The sequence below is a fragment of the Natrinema amylolyticum genome, assembly GCF_020515625.1.
GTDB lineage: Archaea > Halobacteriota > Halobacteria > Halobacteriales > Natrialbaceae > Natrinema > Natrinema amylolyticum.
On record NZ_JAIWPJ010000003.1, the window covers coordinates 219468 to 237821 of the forward strand.

An 18354-nucleotide genomic window follows, 5' to 3' on the forward strand; every position below is an offset into this window, starting at 1 on the left:
ATCCCTCGCGTCGCCGCCCCTTCTGCGCCGTCCGTCAGCGTCGCTTTTTTCGCGGCCGGCGATGACCACCGCGTATGGAGACGATCAGCTTCGGTACCGACGGCTGGCGGGCGACGCTCGAGGAGTTTACCGTCCCCCGCGTTCGGATGGTCGGGCAGGCGGTCGCGACGTATCTCGCGGACCAAGGGCTCGAGGGACCGGTCGCGGTGGGGTACGACGCCCGCGAGAGTTCGCGCGGGTTCGCCGAGGAACTGGCGCGAGTGCTGTGTTCGAACGGTGTCGACGTGTTGCTCTCCGATCGGGACCGGCCGACGCCGCTGATCGCCCACGCGATCGTCGAGCGCGACCTCGCCGGCGGCCTCGTCATCACCGCCTCCCACAACCCGCCGGAGTACAACGGCGTGAAGTTCATCCCCGAGGACGGCGCGCCGGCCCTGCCGGCCGTCACCGACGCCATCGCGGATCGCCTCGCCGAACCCGACCCGCTCCCCGAGAGCGAGCACGGGACCGCTCGCGAGGTCGACTTCGCCGCCCCGCACGCCGACGCCGCCCTCGAACTGGCCGAGTCGATAACCGGAAGCACCGATCTCTCCAGTCTGACCGTCGCCTACGACGCCATGCACGGCAGCGGTCGCGACACGACCGACGCGCTCCTCGAGCACGCCGGTGCCGGCCTCGAGCGCTATCGCTGCGAGCGGGACCCCGAGTTCGGCGGCGGCTCGCCCGAACCCGCCGCCGAGAACCTCGCGGCCCTCATCGAGACCGTCACGGACGACGGGAGCGACGTCGATCTCGGGATCGCCAACGACGGCGACGCCGACCGGATCGCGATCGTCACGCCCGAACGCGGCTATCTCGACGAAAACCTGTTCTTCGCCGCACTGTACGATTTCCTGCTCGAGGACGCGTCGGGCGCGGCGGTCCGGACCGTCTCCACGACGTACCTGATCGACCGGGTCGCCGAGGCCCACGGCGAGACCGTCCGCGAGGTTCCGGTCGGCTTCAAGTGGGTCGCCGAGGCGATGGCCGAGGGCGACGCGCTGGTCGGCGGCGAGGAGTCGGGCGGCTTCACCGTCCGGGGCCACGTCCGGGAGAAGGACGGCGTTCTGATGGCGCTGCTCGCGGCCCTGATGCACGCCGAAGCGCCGCTCGACGAGCGGGTCGATCGACTGCTCGACGAACACGGCACCGTCGTGCAGGACAAGATCAGCGTCGACTGCCCCGACAGCGAGAAATCGCGGGTGCTCGCGGACCTCGAGGACGTGATCCCCGAGACCGTCGCCGGAACGGCGGTCGAGGACGTCAACACCGCCGACGGGTTCAAACTGCTGCTGGCCGACGGCTCGTGGCTGCTGGTTCGACCGAGCGGAACTGAGCCCGTGCTACGGATCTACGCCGAAGCGTCGGACGAGGAGCGGGTTGGGGAGTTGCTCGAGGCAGGGCGGGAACTTGTCGAACCGCTCGTGTGAGTGACCGGCCGCTCGCGTCACGGTCAGTCCGTGACCGGAACCGTCAGAATCGATCGGCGATCGGTCTGTCAGTAGACGCCATATCGACCGACGAGACGTGGAGCACCGAAACTCACCGGGTAGCGACAGCGCGCGCTACCATTCGGTGAGTACTCGGTCTCGAGCGATCCGTAGTACTGAGCGTCCAATGAAACACTTCGAGAGGTGGCGAACTGCGGTTCCGACTGTCTTCTCGATCAGTCGACTCGCTCTGCGGGCACGCCGACGACGGTCGCGCCCGGTTCGACGTCGCTCGTGACGACCGAGCCAGCACCGACGGCCGCGTCCGCGCCGATCGTGATATCGCCCAACAGCGTCGCGTTCGCGCCGAGTTGTGCGCCCGTCTCGACCGTGGGATGGCGCTTGACCGGTTCGTTCGTATCGCCGCCGAGCGTGACGCCGTGGTACATGTGGACGTCGTCGCCTATCTCGGCCGTCTCGCCGATGACGACGCCCATGCCGTGGTCGATCGTCACCCGGCGACCGAGTTCGGCGGCCGGATGGATCTCGACGCCGGTCAGCCAGCGGACGACGTGGGAGAACAGCCGCGCGAGCAGGCGACAGCCAGCTCCGCGGGACCAGCAGCAGTGGGCGAGCCGATGCGCCCAGATCGCGTGGAGGCCCGGGTAGCACAGCAGGACCTCGAGCCACCCCGTCGCGGCGGGGTCGCGCTCTCGCATCGCCCGGACGTCCTCACGCACGCGTCCGAACATCGCTCTCCGTCGTGGTCCTCGCGGGAACGGTCGCAGATCGACGCCGGCCTCGAGTCGACGGACGAGTCGCCGAGCGACAACACCGGCCCGCGGCGTGCCGAGGATAGTTCCGGACGGTACACGCGGTGGAGCCGGTGAATACCATGCCCGAACGTAGCAGCGGGGTGAGTGTAAAAAGGTTCGTTTCGGGCGTCGGCGTCACTGCCCGCGAGCGAGCCGCGTGCCGATGCGTTTCGGGAGTCCAGCGTCCTCGACCGCGTTCCGGACGGCGTCGATATCGTACTCGACGCGGTGGGTGTCGACCGTCAGCGCGTCGAGATCGAGGACCGCGTAGCCCGCTCGCGGATCTCCGTCTCGCGGCTGGCCGACGCTGCCGGGGTTGACGACGATCCCCTCCGCGAACTGCCGCGCGCCCTGATCGTGGGTGTGGCCGAGCACCAGCACGTCCTCATCGTCCAGCATCCGGGGCGAGAACTCCTCGGGATACGTGTACCGGGTGTACCGGTCCGGATCGTCCGGATGCCCGTGGACCAGCTTGACGCGGCCGTCGCACTCGAGTCGCTCTCCCGGGAGGTCGGCGAGCCACTCGAGTTGCTCGTCCGAGAGCTGCCGTTTGGCGTGGTCGACGCCCGCTTTGGCCATCCCGTTGAACCGGAAGGGAGCGTCCTCGACGACGGCGGCGTCGTGGTTTCCCATCACCGTCGGCACGTCCCGCGCTCGCAACTCGTCGACGCAGTCGCCGGGCCAGGGGTTGTAGCCGACGACATCCCCCGCACAGAGGATCTCGTCGACCGGCGGCATGTCCTCGAGGACGGCCTCGAGAGCGACCCGGTTCCCGTGGATGTCAGAAACGAGTCCGACCTTCATACCTGACAGTAACAGTCGCGGGGGTTTGTAGGTTGTCCGACCCGACGTCACGCGTCACGCGCCACGTGCGAGTGCCCCGCTCTGACGACGATGACCGCGACGACGCCGAGCATCCCGCCGAGCCCGAAGCTGCTCACTCGTGCGGCCGAGACGCCCAGCAGCGGGACGGCGCCCCAGATCCCGACCGCGAAGCCGGCGATGACGAGCGCTCGACCGGTGTATCCGACCTCTCGGAACCGCGCGCCGACTCGAGTCCCGACCGACGAGGCGGCGATCGGCCCCGAGGCGATCGCGAAGGCGACGAAGCCGGCGGCCGTCGCGCCCCACGTGGCTGTCTCGATGGTGGCGAGGTTCCAGATCGCCCACGTCGCGACTACTATCGAGAGTGCGAGATGCCATCGGTCCGGCGAGCCCTCGGGCGACCAGCGCGAGGACGTGTCCGCGGCCATGGTCGAACACTGTCGGCCGAGTGAATAAATATTCGCGTCGTCCGACGCGTCATCGCATCGATCGGGGAAGATTCAGACGGCATCGTCCGGTGACCCCCTCGGCTGCCGTCCTCAGTCTCCGTTTTCGATCGCCGTCTCGAACCCGTCGTCGGTCCGCGCCACGCCGGCCGCACAGACCGCGTGTTCGAACTCGAGGTCGTAGACCTCCCCCGCGGCCGCTTCGGCGCTGTCGGCCGCGAGATCGATCGCTTCGGGCGAGTCCTTCTCGTAGGTCGCGACCAGCGTCGGCTCGTCGACGGTCTCGACGAGCAGGGCGTCCTTGCGCACCGTCCCGATCAGGGCCTCGCCGTCCCCGCCGATCGTCGCCGCGATCCGCGGCGTGTCGTAGTCGTCTTTCTCGTAGTCCAGCGCCAGCAGACTCTCCGCCAGCGCGTCGCGGGCCGGATAGCCGAGCTCGAGTTTCTCCGCGATCGGATCGACGTGCGAGCCGTTGCCGAAGGCGGCCGTCTCGCCCGTCGGCGTCTCGACGACCCGCAGGCAGTTGTAGGAGACGTAGGGGTTGTCCGTTTCCGGGGCGTCCTCGGTGGGACCCACCGTGAGCGCCTCGTCTCGAGCGGTGATCTCTCGGTTCGGGAACGATCGCGAGGAGACGCGGTACGCTCCGACTTCGGGGCCGACGACGACGAATCGTCCGACGTACATACTCAGGGGTGTGCGAGAGAACGGAAAAGGGGTATCGGTTCGCGCTCGAGCGGCGGTATTCGCCGCCATCGCCCGAGCGTTTATATCGGATCGCGCGGCGAACGGCGGTGTGGCTACGGAGGACGATTGTCTCGAGGCGCTGCGAGCGGCCGCCGAGCGACTCGGCGAGTCGCCGACGAAGGCACAGTACGAGGAGTTGGGGCTGACGCCCGCCTCTGCGACGATCATTCGGACGTGTGGCGGGTGGAACGACGCGAAGGAGAAGGCGGGACTCGAGATATCGTACTCGAGGGGGTCTCGAGTCGGGCCGAAACCGGATGATGTCGAACTGCCCGAGGGGACATCCTGGGGGGAGCTTTCCGTCGACCAGCGGTGGCACTATAAAAATGCTGATTGGAATACCGAGCGCTCGCTCGAACGACGGGAATCACACAGAGCCTGGGCGAACGAACTTCAGCGAGCGCGTGGCGGCTGTGATCGCTGTAGCGAGATGAATCCTGTCTGCCTCGACTTCCACCATGTCAACGAAGACGAAAAAGAGATGGCTGTCGGGAAGATGATCGCCTTCGGATATGCGAAGGACCGGATTCGAAACGAGATCGAGAAGTGTATCGTTCTCTGTGCAAACTGCCATCGGAAGGAACACTATGACCCACTATCACCCTAATTACGGATGTATCCGGATCCGCTACTCGAATTCGTCTACCGGTTTCGAATCGCGACCGAGTTCGTAACACTCTAATACGGAACCCAACTATGGTGTAGTACACCGTCGGAAGCGGGACCGACGAAACATGTCAGTCCATTGGGGTAGCGGCCAATCCTGAAGCCTTCTGGGGGCTTCGACCCTGGTTCGAATCCAGGATGGACTACTTCTCTTCCGTTTCGACTCGAGTATTTCCCTAACCCCGTCTCTCGGTTTCCAGTTGAAACGAAGGGGTCTTGGGGCGACGGTCACATCACCAGAAGCCATATCTCTCTGTCCTCGTTAGCTATTCGTATGAACCGACGGAGATTCCTCGCTGTTGGGGGAACGGCGGCACTCGGTGGGGTCGCCGGGTGTCTCGGTGGCAATAGCGGGACGCCAGCGAACGAGTACGGGTACGAGACGACGACGACCGACGGGACTGAGGTTCCGCTCGCCCCAGTCGACGATGTCTTCGGGTGGTACGAGAACGACGAGGCGCACTTTGCCGACGCACGCAAACAGGATCAGTACGACCAACTTCGAATTGCAGGTGCCGTCTTTTCGCCTGCGCCGGACGGGACCGAGAACGATCCCATCGAGGAGTTGTCGACGGATACGCAGATCGTCACCTACTGTCGATGTCCGCATCACCTGTCTTCGATGCGTGCCGCGGCGCTGATCGACGCGGGGTACGAACATACGTACGCAATCGACGAGGGGCTCGGCGGCTGGGCTTCCCGCGGCTATCCGCTGGCGGGCTCGGCAGTTGAGTCCCAATCCGACGGGAGCGACGGGAACGCCAGCAACGAGTCGGACGCGAACTCGAGCGTCAATGCCGACTTCCGTCACTACGAGATCCAGGGTACGAGCAGTCCGGACTACGCCAATCAAATGGTCATGCTCGAGCAACTCGATGCAGACCGCGCCGAAGCCGCACCGATTGCCAACGACGGCTCGTACACGTTGCAGCTCCACTACGCGGGCTCGATCGACTCTCGGTTCAGAGTCGAAGCTCCTGATTACACGGTCGAGGGAACGCTCGAGGAACTGACGAGCGACACTCTCACGGCCTGAATCACTCGCTCTCGGGTCGTTCGTAGGCACCCCTCCGATCGAGTTCGCCCCGCTTTCGAAGTACGTCCGGCGTCCGGCAGATCCCCGGCGCACCCGTCACCTGCGGTACCGTACAGTTGTTGCAACTCTCGCAGAGGACCTGCGGGTTTTCGTCTCCGGACTTGGTCTCGAGCAGCCGCGCTCCCAACCGCGGTTCGGCGTAGAATGGCCGGGCCATGCCGACCATGTCGCAGGCTGGCTCGGCGGCGCTCGGACCGTCGCGCTCCCCGCTCGAGTCGCCGAGCAGTCGGTCCATCTCGTCTCGCCCGCGGATTCCGCCCTCCCCGAGGACGGGGATCGATACCTGTTCGCGTACGCGGCGGCAGAAGTCCGCGTTCCACGCGGGTTCGAAGTCGTACTGCAGCGACTGGAGTCGGTTCGCTGCAGCGACGAACTGCCTGCGCGTCGCGCCGCCGAACGCCGCGTCGTACTCATCGCGCAGGGCCTCGTTGCTCCACGCCCGCTCGGGGTACTCCCCGCGGACGATGCTCATGTCCCAGACGACCGACGTCTGGACGGGGACGACCGCGTCGTACCCGATTCGCTCGAGCCGGCGGGCGATCTCGACCCCGTCACTGAGCGAGAGTTTTCGGCGAACGACGGGCGACGGTGGCGCTGGCGTCTCGGCCGGTACCTTGGTCATGAGGGGCACGTCGCCGACCCGCTCGCGGATCTCGTCGCGGACGACCGCGAGAAAGTGCAGGCGGGCCTCGGGCGAGCCGCCGAACTCGTCGTCCCGGCGGTTGTAGAAGGGCGAGAGGAACTGCTGGACGATCCCCATGTTCGCGCCGGCGAGGTGGATTCCGTCGTAGCCCGCCTCGGTGGCTCGGGCCGCCGCGCGGCCGAAATCCGCAGCGAGGTCGTACACCTCCGCCGTGGTGAGGACGTGCGGGTCGTACTCGAGGAAACCCAGTCGATCGAGCAGTCGCAACTGCCAGGGTGGCTCCGAGACGGCGAGTTGCTCGAGGGCCGGGTTCGACTCGCGGTACTCGGCGTGCCAGGTCTCCATGCTCCGGAGCCCGCCGTGCTCGAGTTGGACGACGATCCGGCTCCCGTGATCGTGGATCCGGTCGGTCAGCCGGGAGAGTCGAGACACGAAGTCGGGGTCGTGGACCCGTGTCATCCCCGGGGCGGCACAGCCCCCCTCGCCGCGGACGATCGTCGCGCCCTGACAGAGGAGTCCGACACCCGACGCGGCTGCGGGCTCGAGATCGTCGATCAGCGCGTCGACCGCGTTGGGGCCGTTGCCTGCACACTCGAGCAGCGGTGCGCGGTAGAGCCGGTTCGGGATCGTGACGCCGCCGATATCGATGGGGTCCTCGAGGGTGACCATGCAGGGACTATCGTGTGACTCCACAAGAGCGTAGTGCTGGTGCGGACCCGACCGGACCTGCCACAGGTACTGCAGACGATCGGACCACGACACCATTGTGCTACCGCTGGCAACTGGGATCCACACCCACCCCAACCGATTCGCTCGCTCCGGGAGTCGCTCACTCATCCCTCGCGCGAATTGAAACGGCAGTTCGCTGTCCGCTCACTGCCGTTCGGCACGCGCCACCGCGATGGCCGATCCGGAGGGGACCGAAGAACCACTGCGAGCGGTCGCGTCAGGGCGGCAGGACGACCGCCCGCCCCTCGATCTCGTTGTGCTCGAGCCGTTCGGCGACCGTGTTGATCTCGTCTAAGTCGTGGCGTTCGGTGCGCAGTTCGACCTCGCCGCGGTCGACGAGCGCGACGAGTTCCTGGAGTTCGGCGTACTTGCCGACCAGAGTCCCCCGGAACGAGAACTCGCCGTTGACCAGTGCCTGGCTGGGTTCGTGGACGTGGCCGCCGTAGCCGACGACGTGGTGGTCGCCGCCGGCGGCGACGATCTCGGGTGCCAGTCCGGTCGTCTCGTCGGCCCCGACGAAGTCGACGACCTGCTGGGCTCCCTCGCCGTCGGTCAGGTCCCCGATCACGTCGGGGAGGTCCTCTTCGGTGGAGTTGACGGTGTGGCGAGCGCCGAGATCCTCGGCCAACTCGAGCGCCTCGTCCTTGATGTCGACGGCGACGATGTCTGCGGCGCTCATCGCCTCGAGGCACTGCAGTCCGATGTGGCCGAGCCCGCCGACGCCGATGACGACGGTAGTGTCGCCGGGATTGAGTTCGTCGACCGCCTTCTTGACGGCGTGGTAGGCCGTGATCCCCGCGTCGGCATGGGGTGCGATCTCGGTCGGATCGACACCGTCGGGCAGCGGAATCACTGCCCGCTCGTTCGTCTGGAGGTACTCGGCGAAGCCGCCGTCGGTGGTGAGCCCGTTGAACGCGCTGTTCTCGCAGTACATGTCCTCGCCGAGCCGGCAGGGCCGACAGATGCCGCAGGTCTGGACGGGATGGCAGATCACCGGATCGCCCTCCTCGACCAGCGTCACCTCCTCGCCGGTCTCGGCAACGATGCCCGCGTTCTCGTGGCCCAGCGTCATCGGCAGGTCCTGTGGCGCGTACTCCGCCCACATCCCCTCGATGATGTGATTGTCGGTCTGACACCATCCCGCTCCCTCGACTTCGACCAGTACCTGATCGGACCGCTCGAGGGCGGGTCGGTCGACGTCCTCGATTCGCAGCGCGTCGCTCATCTCCTCGGTGTACTCGTGGAGTCTGGCCGCTTGCATGGGACTGCGTCACAGTTCACCGGCATCCGTGATAACGTTCCCCTCGAGTATCGCCCTGCGCGAATATTTGAATATTGATACTAATACGCTGAAACGCTAATTTTGAGCGGAGAGAGTCACGCCGTTGGGATAGTCAAACGTGTCTGAAAAAGAGTAATGTGGTGTGGTATCGATGTGCACTGTGCGATGTATCAGCACAACGGAGAGGAAATCTTCGTCATCGACGGTCACGTGCACCTCTGGGACGCGACGGAGGAGAACATCAAACACGAGGGGGGTGAGGAGTTCATCCAATGTTTCTACGACTATCACACGACGTTCACCCCGGAGGACCGGCAGTGGGATATGGACGAGTACCGCGAGTACGGCGCCGACCGGATGGTCGAGGACCTGTTCGGTAACGCCGCCGCGGACATGGCCGTCTTCCAGCCGACGTACCTCACGGATTTCTACGAGGACGGCTTCAACACGGCCGAACAGAACGCCGAACTCGCGGAGAAACATCCCGAACGGTTCGTCCTCAACGGCACCTTCGACCCCCGCGACGGCGAGGAGGGCCTCGAGTACCTCGAGGAACTCCACGAGCGATACGACATCCCCGGGGTCAAACTCTACACCGCCGAGTGGCGCGGCGACTCGAAGGGGTGGCGACTCGACGACGAGGACGCCTTCGAGTTCCTCGAGAAGTGTTCCGAACTCGGCATCGAGAACATCCACGCGCACAAGGGGCCGACGATCCGGCCGCTCAATCGGGACGCGTTCGACGTCGCGGACGTCGACGACGCGGCCTCGTCGTTCCCGGACCTCAACTTCGTCGTCGAACACGTCGGACTACCCCGCCTCGACGACTTCTGCTGGATCGCCGCCCAGGAGAACAACGTCTACGGCGGGCTGGCGGTCGCCGCGCCGTTCGCCCAGAACCGGCCCGGCAAGTTCTCGGAGATCATGTCCGAACTCCTCTGGTGGCTCGGCGAGGACCGAGTCATCTTCGGCTCGGACTACGCGCTGTGGAACCCTGACTGGCTCGTCGAGGAAGTCATCGAGGCCGAACTCACCCAGGAACACCGCATGGAGTACGGCGTCGAGTGGGACCTCGAGACCAAGAAGAAGGTGATGGGCGAGAACATCGCCGAACTCTACGACATCGATATCGAGGCGAAGAGACGGGCCTTCCGGGACGACGAGATCAGCCAACAGTTCGACCTCGAGGATCACTACGCTGGCGAGGAACCCGCGCCGGCGGACGACTGATGAGCGGACAGATGCCCGATGGCCCCGCTCCCACCCGAGCAGCCGTCCGCGACCGACTGGATCGGGTCACCGATCCGGAACTCGATCGCTCGATCGTCGAACTCGACTACGTCGATCGGATCGAGATCGACGGCGGCCGCGTCGGCGTCGACCTCACGCTCCCGACGGCGTGGTGCTCGCCGGCGTTCGCCTGGATGATGGCCGTCGACGCCCGCGACGAGGTCGAATCCCTGCCCGCCGTCGAGAACGCTCACATCACGCTCCGCGAGCACATGCACGAGGCGGAGATTAATCGCGGCGTCAACGAGCGACTCTCCTTCGCCGAGGCGTTTCCGGACGCCGACGGCGACGTCGACGCGGTCCGCGCGGAACTCGACGACAAGGCCCGCGTCGCCCGACAGTACGATGCGGTCGAAACGCTGCTAAACGCGGGTCTCGACGCCGAGGCGATCGTCGAACTCCGACGACGAGATCTCGAGACCGACGATTCCGAATCTGACGACGAGCCGGCCGAGACGATCGCCGTCTACGTCCGCGACCGGTCCTTCGCAGTCAGCGTTCCGGCGGCACCGATCGAACGATACCTCGAGAAGGCCCGCGAGATCGACCTCGTCTCGAATCCGGACGATACCCTGTTTCGAACGCCGGAGGGCGAGCCGATCGACGTCGAATCGTTCGACCTCGTCCATCAACGAGGCCGCCTCGCACAGGTCAATATGTCGAGCCAGGGCGGCATCTGTGACGGCCTTCGAGAAGTGAGGGAAGGACGGCTCGAGGAGGCTGCGGACGACTGACGGCGCGAATAGATCCGCGGCGGTCTTCTCGTCTGCTCCGTGCCGCTCAGCCGGCGAGCGCCCGAAGCGGATCGTCGTCGGACACGTTCGCGTTCGTGTCCGCGTCGCCCGCCCACCGCTCGGGTTCGGTGGGCTCGAGTGTCCCACTGTTGTTTCAAAAGTCGCATCGTCGGGCGGGCCGCTAGAGCAATGGCTCGAACGGCGCGACCCGAATACGACCGCGAAATCCGCTACTTCTCGACCTCGAGCAGCGCGACCCGCTCGCGAACCAGCGCCGATAGCGGCGCGTCGGTAGCCCCCAACTCGGTGTCGGTGATCTCGAAAAATTCACGGAGCGTCTCGGTGTCCCGCGTTTCGAGCGTCGGCTCCCGTTCGGCGAATGCGTTCAGCGCCTCGAGTTCCTCGAGCGCGGCCGCTTCGTCCCCGTCGCTCTCGCCGTCGACGAGCACCACCGCTCGGGTCTCGCCCTCGCCGACGCCCATCTCGAGGGCGCGGTCGATCTGCCGGCGACCGGCGGCATACAGCAGGATCTCGACGGCGCGATCCCGGGCGACGTTCTCGCCGCGGTCGATCGCTCGGTCGGCGAACTCGACGGCCCGCTCGAGGTGGCGACGGTCGGCGACGTACCGCGAATCGAACGCCTGAATCGTCACGTCGTGACGGTCGCCGATCTCACCGAGATCGGCCACGAACGCGTCCAGATCGTCGATCTCGAGGCGGCAGTTCAGTAACTCCATCAGAAGTCACCCAGGCTCGCCTGACTGTCGTCTGCGTCCCCCGTCTCCGTCGCGTCCGTCGCCGGCCCGTCACCGTCCGCGTCGTCGCTCGCGTTCGCCGCGGTTCCGCTCCCGTCGCTCGATCCCGCAGATTTCGGCTCGACGCCGTCCATCGAGGAATCCTCGCGGCCCGCGTTCTCGAGGATGTTTTCCGCCGTCTTCGTCCCTTTGAGCACGTCGAGAACGACTCTCTTGTCCGCGGTCCGCAGGTCGGCGGGCTCCTCGATCCCGGCGTCGTAGAGCCGGCGGGCGCGCTTGCGGCCCACGCCGCCGACGGAGACGAGTTCGAGGAGTTCCTCGCCGACGCCGTGTTCGACACGAGCGCGGGCCTCCCGGACGGCGACGGTCCACTCGCTGTCGATTTCGGCGGCCAGCGACTCGGCCGCGCCGAGCAGCCACTCCGCGGTGTCGACCTTTCCGCGGAGGTCGCCCGGCCCGATCTTGTATCGGTCGGTCAACTGCTCCTCGTCGGTCTCCGTCGCCCAGTCCTCGAGCAGCTTGCCCGTCTTGAGCGCCGAGAGCCAGTCCTCGAAGCGCTCCTCCTCGAACTCGCTGGGAGCGTTCCCCAGCAACTCGGCCTCGCGCTCGTAGAAGAGTTCGCCGAACTTCTCGTCCTCGCCCGATCGAAGGTAGAGTTCGTACATGTCGGGCGTCCGCGAGACGAGCTGGTAGAGGCCGAGCGCGGTCGGGCGCTCGTCGGCGTCCTCGAGCCCGTGGACGATCTCGGCGGCGCTCATCGGATCCAGATAGAGCCGCGAGACGGTGTGACCGAGGCTGGTCGCCTCGAGAGTCTCGTCTCGACCGCTCTCCTCGGCGAGGTCGGCTGCGGAGGTAAACGCACCCGCGGCATCTGCATCGTTTCCGTCGTCCGTATTGCCACTGTCTCGTTCGATAAAGTCGTTCGACTCGAGGTACTCGAGTACCGTGTCGGTCACCGTCTCGAGTCGGCCCGGTTCGCTCGACTGGCTGGCGTAGAGGGTGGCCTCGAGGAACTCGAGCAGTCCCTCTCGCGTGCGAGCGAAGCCGGAGGCGATGGTCGCGAGCACGTGGGTCCGGAGGGCGGGTTCGGCCGCCAGCTTCGAGCGCACCGGCTCGGGATCGGCCCAGATATAGCGGTCGAACAGCTCCTCGCTCTCGTCGTGGCTCTTGGCGAGCAGGACGGCCTCGCCGTAGGGATCGAGGCCCGGGCGGCCGGCCCGCCCCATCATCTGGTGGACCTCGAGCACATCCAAGGGCGCCATGCCGCCGGCGCTCGGATCGAAGCGCCGCCAGTCGCGGACGATCACCCGCCGAGCCGGGGTGTTGACCCCCGCCGCGAGCGTCGGCGTCGCCGAAATCACCTTCAGGAGCCGATCGCGGAAGGCGTCCTCGACGATGGATCGCTGGGTGCTCGAGAGGCCCGCGTGGTGGAAGGCCGAGCCGTGTTCGACGGCGTCCGCGAGGTCTCTGCTCGTCTCGGTGTCGCTGTCGTCTCGAATCTCGTCGGCCAGGTCGGCCAGGTCGGTTCGCTCCTCGGCCGTCAGTTCGTTTTTCGAGACGCTGCCCAACCGTCTCGCGGCGGCCTCGGCGTTCCGGCGGGAGTTGACGAACACGAGGGAGGATCCGCCCTCCTGCAATATATCGCGGACGAGCGCGGCCTCCTGCTTCTCGCTGCCTTCGACGGGCACCTCTCGCGTCGAGCCGTCGTCGAAGTTCAGGGCGTTCCCGTAGTGGACCCCCATCTGCAGGTCGATCGGTCGCCAGTCGGTATCGACGAGCGCGGCGTCGAGCCAGTCGGCGATCTCGTCGGCGTTGCCGACCGTCGCCGAGAGCGCGACCACCTGCATGCGCGGGTTGAGCTTCCGGAGTTTCGCGAGGGTGACCTCGAGCGTCGGGCCCCGGTTCCGGTCGTCGATCAGGTGGACCTCGTCCGAGACGACGCAGGTCAGATCGGAAAGCCAGTCGGCCCCGTTGCGGACGAGCGAGTCGACCTTTTCGCTGGTGGCGACGACGATGTCCTTCGTCGCGAGCCAGTCGCTGGTGCTCTCGTAGTTGCCGGTCGTCACACCGACCGTGACGCCAAACCGTTCGTAGGCCTCGAACTCTTCCTTTTTCTCGCTGGCGAGGGCTCGCAGGGGGACGATGTAGAGCGCCTTCCCGCCGCGCTGGATCGCCGACAGCATCGAGAGGGCGGCGATCATCGTCTTCCCGCTGGCTGTCGGGACGGCGGCGACGAGGTTCTCCCCGTCGGTCGCGCCGGCCTCGACCGCCTCGGCCTGGGGCGGGTAGAGCTCCTCGATGCCCTCGCCCCGGAAGTGGTCGATGGCACCGGGCGGGAGCCCCGACAACTCCTCGATATTCATTACCCGTCCTTGGCGCGTCCCGTGGTTTAAACTGTCGTCTCGAACCCCGTCCCCGCGGGAGTCGACGCGAAACGGTGAGGCCGTCGCTCCTGCGCGACTCGGCGCTCGGTACCATAATCGTTTAGATGCACGCACGACCGTACGGTGTATGGCCGAACAGCTATCGGATATTCAGCAGGCGATCGCGACGTCGTCGGCTCCGGCAGCGGAGTTCGAACGGCTGTCGCGGAGCCGGCAGCGGGAGGTGTTCTTCCTCCTTCCGGAGACGATCCGGGAGTCGCTCGTCGCGGACATGGACCGCGAGCAGTTGCGGGAGTTCGTCCGCCGGCTGGATCCCGACGAAGTCGCGGATATCCTCGGATTCGCGGACGAAGAGACGCGGACGGACGTGCTCCGCCGACTCGACGAGGACCGCCGAGAGAAGGTCGAATACCTGCTCGAGTTCAGTGCCGAGAGCGCCGCCGGGCTGATGCACCTCGACTACGTCACCGTCGACGTCGATCGGGGCCTCGAGGCCATCGCGGACCGCGTCCAGCGCCACGAGGCCCGGACCGGCCGGATTCCGACCATCTTCGTCACCGAGAACGGGGAACTCCTCGGCGAACTCCCCGGACAGGTGCTGGCGATGAGCGACGACGGCCCGGTGGAGCTCCGCGAGCACGTCCACGAGACGCCCGCGGTCGCGTACGACGCGCCCGACGAGGACGTCATCGACGTGTTCCGGCAGAACCCCGAGAGTTCGGTGGCCGTCCTCGACGACGACGGCTCCGTTATGGGGGTCATCTACGCCGAGGACCTCCTCCGCGTCATCGAGGAGGAAGCGACCGAGACGCTCTACGAGTTCACGGGCGTCCAGGAGGAGGAGAGCATTCTCGACGGCCCGCTCTCGAAGGTGCGATACCGGTACAAGTGGCTGATCATCAATCTCGGGACGGCGTTCCTGGCGGCCGGCGCGGTCGGCTTCTTCGAGGACACCATCGCGGCGTTCACGCTCCTGGCAGTGTACATGCCGGTCGTCGCCGGGATGGGCGGCAACGCGGGTACGCAGTCGATGGCCGTCACCGTCCGCGGCATCGCACTCGACCAGATATCGCTGTCGACCGGCGGTCGCGCCGTCGTCAACGAGATCATCGCGGGCGCCGCGAACGGGCTCATCACGGGCGTCCTCGTCGCGCTCATCGCGTCCGTGTTCAACCAGAGCCCGATGCTGGGGCTCGTGCTCGGCGTGTCGATGGTGTTGAACCTCGTCATCGCTGGCTTCTTCGGGACGATCATCCCGCTGCTGCTGGACAAGATCGGGAAGGATCCGGCGACGTCGGCGACGATCTTCATCACCACGATGACCGACGTCCTCGGCTTCTTCATCTTCCTCGGACTGGCGAAGTCCGTCCTCTAAGGCGGCGTTTTCGCCCCGTCTCGGCGTCCTTCTTCTCGAATTCGCCGAGCCGATTCGACCGACGGCGAGTCACTCGAGGCGGTGACCGACCGCCGATCGCGGATCGGCTGAGCGGACGTAACGTCGTCTACGTCGGAGAGGAGCGACCGGCTGCCGGCGATAGACCGATGGCCGTGGCGACCGAACCCCCGCGTATGGTCGATCCCGACCGCGTCCTCGTCCCGACGCTCGGCCGTCCGCGGGAGGACGAGGCCCTCTCCTATGCCCTCGAGACGTTTCCAGACGCCGAAATCACCCTGCTCGCGGTCGTGACGCCGCTGGATGCCCCGCTCAGCGAGGGCGGGATCCTGGAGCGAGACGAGGAACGGACGGAACAGGCGCGGACCAGCGCGACCGAGTTGCTCGAATCGGTCGCCGGTTCGACGGTGGTGGACCGCGTCAGGATCGAGACGGTCGAGGGACGACCCGGAAACGTCGTCCCCAAATACGCCGCCGACGAGGGGACGGATCACGTCGTCATGTACGGATCTCGAACGGGATCGACGGGTTTCTTCAGACGCTTTCTCGGTCGCGGCATCGCCGCCACGGTGGTCGAACGCACCGCCGAGCCGGTGACGGTGCTCGACTGAGGCCGCGCGAGCGCCGCGCTCCCTCGACGAGTTCATCCGCCGATGACCGTCGCGAACAGTCGGTACAGGCCGTAGCTGACGACGACCGAACTCGAGAGCGTCACCAGCCAGAAGGTGATCGTGACGCCGATCTTGCGCCGGGAGACGCCCGCCGAACCGCCGGCCAGCCCGCCGCCGATGACCCCCGAGAGGATGATGTTGTTCAGCGAGATCGGGATTCCGAGCGCGATGGCCAGCTGGGCGATGATGAAGCCCGGGACCAGCGCCGCGATCGACCGCCGGACGCCGAGCTGGGCGTACTCCCGGGAGGTCGCCTGCAACAGCCGCGGCGCGCCCATCCAGGCGCCAGCGAGGATGCCGGTCGCACCGATCGCGAGCAGGAGGATTCCCGGCAGGCCGAGTTCGACGCGAAAGAGGTTCTCGAGCGGGCCGGTCGCGAGGCCGACCTGCGAGCCGCCCGAGGAGAAGGCGACGATGCCGCCGAGGACGAGCAGGAACGAGCGGATCCCCTTCTCGACGGAGACGCGAACGCGCTCGCGGACCCAGTGGAACGCGAGGACGCCGGCCGCGACGGTCACGAGAACGGTTCCGAGATCGACGCCGGCGGCCAGCGTCGGACCGCCGCCGATCAGCCGGGACCCGAAGCCGGCCAGGGTGCCCTGCTCGGCGGTCGGATCGGGGATCACGCCGAGGCGGACGTTGGCGACGATCGCGCCGACGACGCCGGCCAGCAGCGGAACGCCGACCGTCTCGGGGACGTCGTCGCGTCGCAGAACCGTGGCCGTCGCGTACGCCAGCCCGCCGGACATGATCGGGACCAGTAGCCAGAAGATCCCGAGCCGTCGGTAGGTGGCTATCGCCGGATCGCCGCCCAGCGAGAGGCCGACGCCGACCATCGCGCCCGTCGTCGCGAACGCCGCGGGGATCGGATACCGCGTGTAGATGCCGATCGCCATGAACCCCGCCGCCGTTAGCAGGCCCGCGGTGGCCGCAAGCGGCGTGATCGTGACCCCGTTGATCAGATCCGCACCGACGGTCTCGGAGATGCTGCCGCCCTGCATGAGCGCTCCCAGGGCCGCGAGCAGCCCGATGACGAACGCCGCCTGCATCGTCGAGATGGCGTTCGCGCCGATCGCGGGGGCAAAGGGCGGCGAGTTGCTGTTCGCCCCGAGCACCCACGCCATGAACAGACAGGTCAGGATGGCGGCTCCGACGAGGATCCCGAAGGAGAGTGCGACCATTCCGTCTCGTACGCCGTCGTTCCACGACCCCGTGGAAAAGCGTTGGCTCGGCGGACGGTCCGGAGAGCGGGGCCCCGCGCTACCCGACCGTAGCGCTGTCGCCTTCGCTCTCCCGCTTTTCCAGGACCGCCCTGTAATGGGCCGTCCCGTCGGTTCGGCGGACGTCGCAGACGGACCACGGCGTCGAGTTCGTCGCCTCGCGGAGCCGTGCGGGCGAACACAGCAGGAACTGTAGCGTTCGCCCGACCTCGCGGTATCGCTCGCCCTCGTCCGTCTCGCGTTCGAACTCGAGGTGGAAACACCGGTGGGCGATCCCCTCGCGCGGATCGGGTCGGTAACCGAAGAGGTCCCCGTCCAGCCGCGTCGGGTCGTTGTTGTCGACGACGGTGACGCCCCCGTCGGCGGTGACGCGAGCGAATTCGGCGAGCAACGCGCGGATCCCGGCCAGCGAGCGGCCGAGCCCGATCTGCGTCCCGACGGCGTGGACGGCTCCGACCGACCCCGTTTCGATCGGCAGGTCGAACATGTCGCCGACGAGGACGCCCTCGAGGCCGCGCTCCGCGGCTTCGCCGTCTTCTCGCGAGCTGGGGGACGGCGAAGCCGTCGTCTCACGGGCTTTGCCCGTTCGACTGCTCGCGGAGCTTCGCTCCGCGCCCGTCCCGTTCGAGGCGGCATCGCCGCCTCGTAGCCCGCTCGAACGGTACGTGGAGCGTTGCTCCACGCAACTCCGTCTCGAGGTCCTGCGGACCTCGCACCGCTCGCGGGCCGTCAGGACGGCGTTCGGACTCACGTCGACGCCGACGGCGTCGACCCCGCGCTCGGCCCACCACAGGAGGTGTTTCCCCGCTCCGCAGCCGACGTCGAGGATCGGTTCGTGATCGCACAGTCGATCGAGCGCCTCGATCGTTTCCGACGCCCACGACTCGGGGCTCGAGAAGTAGAACTCGGAAACGTTCCCGTCCTGCACGTCCGCGCCGTCGCGATAGGTCAGACGACCCGCGGTGTCGCGGTGGTGAGTGAGCATCGCGCGTCCCAACGGGTCCGCCGGTCGCGGTTCGGCTGCTCCCGAGTCGGCACGTCCCATGCTCGAGACGACGAGTCGCCGGATAATAAAACCAATCCGAAATTTGTTATAGTGTAACACATCACAAGCAGCGACCGACGTTCGCGTACATCGATGCCGACGCCGGCCGCAATCGACGTCGTCAGTGCTTTACGCCGGCCAAGCGAA

General features: G+C 66.9%; 17 protein-coding genes and 1 tRNA gene. 8 read left to right on the forward strand and 10 right to left on the reverse strand.

From position 1 onward, the window contains the following. Window positions 1–74: 74 nt before the first annotated feature. Window positions 75–1469 carry a phosphoglucomutase/phosphomannomutase family protein gene (locus tag LDH66_RS16740; protein ID WP_226482227.1) on the forward strand — a complete coding sequence of 465 codons (1395 nt, stop codon included), beginning with the start codon at window positions 75–77 and terminating at the stop codon, window positions 1467–1469. A 236-nt stretch (window positions 1470–1705) separates the two neighbouring features. On the opposite strand, the gene cysE is transcribed toward LDH66_RS16740, so the two are convergent. The 4 genes from cysE to LDH66_RS16760 form a co-directional block, all read right to left on the reverse strand. Next, window positions 1706–2221 (reverse strand): serine O-acetyltransferase, encoded by a 516-nt coding sequence (gene cysE, locus LDH66_RS16745; protein ID WP_226482228.1) that lies wholly within the window; start codon window positions 2219–2221, stop codon window positions 1706–1708. Between the two features lie 198 nt (window positions 2222–2419). After that, on the reverse strand, window positions 2420–3088 hold the full coding sequence (locus tag LDH66_RS16750; RefSeq protein ID WP_226482229.1) for a metallophosphoesterase family protein: 669 nt from the start codon (window positions 3086–3088) through the stop codon (window positions 2420–2422). Between the two features lie 47 nt (window positions 3089–3135). Next, window positions 3136–3537 (reverse strand): hypothetical protein, encoded by a 402-nt coding sequence (locus LDH66_RS16755; protein WP_226482230.1) that lies wholly within the window; start codon window positions 3535–3537, stop codon window positions 3136–3138. 111 nt (window positions 3538–3648) lie between these two features. Next, on the reverse strand, window positions 3649–4239 hold the full coding sequence (locus LDH66_RS16760) for an IMP cyclohydrolase (RefSeq protein WP_226482231.1): 591 nt from the start codon (window positions 4237–4239) through the stop codon (window positions 3649–3651). Between the two features lie 109 nt (window positions 4240–4348). On the opposite strand from LDH66_RS16760, the gene LDH66_RS16765 reads away from it, so the two are divergent. From LDH66_RS16765 to LDH66_RS16775, 3 genes are all read left to right on the forward strand, one after another. After that, window positions 4349–4906, forward strand: a complete 558-nt coding sequence (locus LDH66_RS16765; RefSeq protein WP_226482232.1) for a homing endonuclease associated repeat-containing protein — start codon at window positions 4349–4351, stop codon at window positions 4904–4906. 132 nt (window positions 4907–5038) lie between these two features. Then, window positions 5039–5111, forward strand: a tRNA-Gln gene (locus LDH66_RS16770). Between the two features lie 128 nt (window positions 5112–5239). Next, window positions 5240–6001: a rhodanese-like domain-containing protein gene (locus LDH66_RS16775; protein ID WP_226482233.1), complete on the forward strand. Its 762-nt coding sequence runs from the start codon at window positions 5240–5242 to the stop codon at window positions 5999–6001. 1 nt (window position 6002) lies between these two features. Here the strand turns inward: LDH66_RS16775 and LDH66_RS16780 are convergent, their stop codons facing one another. Both LDH66_RS16780 and LDH66_RS16785 read right to left on the reverse strand, forming a co-directional pair. After that, complete coding sequence (locus LDH66_RS16780; RefSeq protein WP_226482234.1) at window positions 6003–7373, reverse strand: oxidoreductase; 1371 nt, start codon at window positions 7371–7373, stop codon at window positions 6003–6005. 277 nt (window positions 7374–7650) lie between these two features. Continuing rightward, window positions 7651–8694, reverse strand: coding sequence for an NAD(P)-dependent alcohol dehydrogenase (locus tag LDH66_RS16785; protein WP_226482235.1), 1044 nt, complete (start codon window positions 8692–8694; stop codon window positions 7651–7653). 186 nt (window positions 8695–8880) lie between these two features. Between LDH66_RS16785 and LDH66_RS16790 the strand changes: the two genes are divergently transcribed. Together LDH66_RS16790 and LDH66_RS16795 are read left to right on the forward strand one after the other, a co-directional pair. Next, the gene (locus LDH66_RS16790; RefSeq protein WP_226482236.1) at window positions 8881–9945 is read left to right on the forward strand and encodes an amidohydrolase family protein; all 1065 of its coding nucleotides are present in this window, start codon (window positions 8881–8883) and stop codon (window positions 9943–9945) included. Then, on the forward strand, window positions 9945–10739 hold the full coding sequence (locus tag LDH66_RS16795) for an iron-sulfur cluster assembly protein (protein ID WP_226482237.1): 795 nt from the start codon (window positions 9945–9947) through the stop codon (window positions 10737–10739). Before LDH66_RS16790 ends, LDH66_RS16795 begins: the two co-directional genes overlap by 1 nt. Before the next feature lie 230 nt (window positions 10740–10969). Here the strand turns inward: LDH66_RS16795 and cgi121 are convergent, their stop codons facing one another. Together cgi121 and LDH66_RS16805 are read right to left on the reverse strand one after the other, a co-directional pair. Further along, entirely contained in the window at window positions 10970–11476 is a 507-nt protein-coding gene (gene cgi121 / locus LDH66_RS16800) for a KEOPS complex subunit Cgi121 (RefSeq protein WP_226482238.1), read from the reverse strand. Beyond that, entirely contained in the window at window positions 11476–13857 is a 2382-nt protein-coding gene (locus LDH66_RS16805) for an ATP-dependent DNA helicase (RefSeq protein ID WP_226482239.1), read from the reverse strand. Before LDH66_RS16805 ends, cgi121 begins: the two co-directional genes overlap by 1 nt. Window positions 13858–14005: 148 nt before the next feature. Here LDH66_RS16805 and LDH66_RS16810 point away from each other — a divergent pair, with 148 nt between their 5' ends. Further along, window positions 14006–15253, forward strand: coding sequence for a magnesium transporter (locus LDH66_RS16810; protein ID WP_226482240.1), 1248 nt, complete (start codon window positions 14006–14008; stop codon window positions 15251–15253). A 194-nt stretch (window positions 15254–15447) separates the two neighbouring features. Continuing rightward, on the forward strand, window positions 15448–15882 hold the full coding sequence (locus LDH66_RS16815) for a universal stress protein (RefSeq protein ID WP_226482241.1): 435 nt from the start codon (window positions 15448–15450) through the stop codon (window positions 15880–15882). Between the two features lie 32 nt (window positions 15883–15914). Here LDH66_RS16815 and LDH66_RS16820 read toward each other — a convergent pair whose 3' ends face one another. Both LDH66_RS16820 and LDH66_RS16825 read right to left on the reverse strand, forming a co-directional pair. Beyond that, on the reverse strand, window positions 15915–17123 hold the full coding sequence (locus tag LDH66_RS16820) for an inorganic phosphate transporter (protein ID WP_226482242.1): 1209 nt from the start codon (window positions 17121–17123) through the stop codon (window positions 15915–15917). 79 nt (window positions 17124–17202) lie between these two features. Then, window positions 17203–18207: a class I SAM-dependent methyltransferase gene (locus tag LDH66_RS16825; protein WP_226482243.1), complete on the reverse strand. Its 1005-nt coding sequence runs from the start codon at window positions 18205–18207 to the stop codon at window positions 17203–17205. Between the last annotated feature and the right edge of the window lie 147 nt (window positions 18208–18354).

Bases quoted from the DNA above. Each gene is read 5' to 3' on its own strand.
- LDH66_RS16775 (WP_226482233.1), top strand. From the start codon at position 5,240: ATGAACCGACGGAGATTCCTCGCTGTTGGGGGAACGGCGGCACTCGGT.
- LDH66_RS16810 (WP_226482240.1), top strand. From the start codon at position 14,006: ATGGCCGAACAGCTATCGGATATTCAGCAGGCGATCGCGACGTCGTCG.
- LDH66_RS16760 (WP_226482231.1), bottom strand. From the start codon at position 4,239: ATGTACGTCGGACGATTCGTCGTCGTCGGCCCCGAAGTCGGAGCGTAC.
- LDH66_RS16825 (WP_226482243.1), bottom strand. From the start codon at position 18,207: ATGGGACGTGCCGACTCGGGAGCAGCCGAACCGCGACCGGCGGACCCG.
- LDH66_RS16740 (WP_226482227.1), top strand. From the start codon at position 75: ATGGAGACGATCAGCTTCGGTACCGACGGCTGGCGGGCGACGCTCGAG.
- LDH66_RS16790 (WP_226482236.1), top strand. From the start codon at position 8,881: ATGTATCAGCACAACGGAGAGGAAATCTTCGTCATCGACGGTCACGTG.
- LDH66_RS16815 (WP_226482241.1), top strand. From the start codon at position 15,448: ATGGTCGATCCCGACCGCGTCCTCGTCCCGACGCTCGGCCGTCCGCGG.
- LDH66_RS16820 (WP_226482242.1), bottom strand. From the start codon at position 17,123: ATGGTCGCACTCTCCTTCGGGATCCTCGTCGGAGCCGCCATCCTGACC.
- LDH66_RS16795 (WP_226482237.1), top strand. From the start codon at position 9,945: ATGAGCGGACAGATGCCCGATGGCCCCGCTCCCACCCGAGCAGCCGTC.
- LDH66_RS16805 (WP_226482239.1), bottom strand. From the start codon at position 13,857: ATGAATATCGAGGAGTTGTCGGGGCTCCCGCCCGGTGCCATCGACCAC.
- LDH66_RS16780 (WP_226482234.1), bottom strand. From the start codon at position 7,373: ATGGTCACCCTCGAGGACCCCATCGATATCGGCGGCGTCACGATCCCG.
- LDH66_RS16755 (WP_226482230.1), bottom strand. From the start codon at position 3,537: ATGGCCGCGGACACGTCCTCGCGCTGGTCGCCCGAGGGCTCGCCGGAC.
- LDH66_RS16785 (WP_226482235.1), bottom strand. From the start codon at position 8,694: ATGCAAGCGGCCAGACTCCACGAGTACACCGAGGAGATGAGCGACGCG.
- LDH66_RS16750 (WP_226482229.1), bottom strand. From the start codon at position 3,088: ATGAAGGTCGGACTCGTTTCTGACATCCACGGGAACCGGGTCGCTCTC.
- cgi121 (WP_226482238.1), bottom strand. From the start codon at position 11,476: ATGGAGTTACTGAACTGCCGCCTCGAGATCGACGATCTGGACGCGTTC.
- cysE (WP_226482228.1), bottom strand. From the start codon at position 2,221: ATGTTCGGACGCGTGCGTGAGGACGTCCGGGCGATGCGAGAGCGCGAC.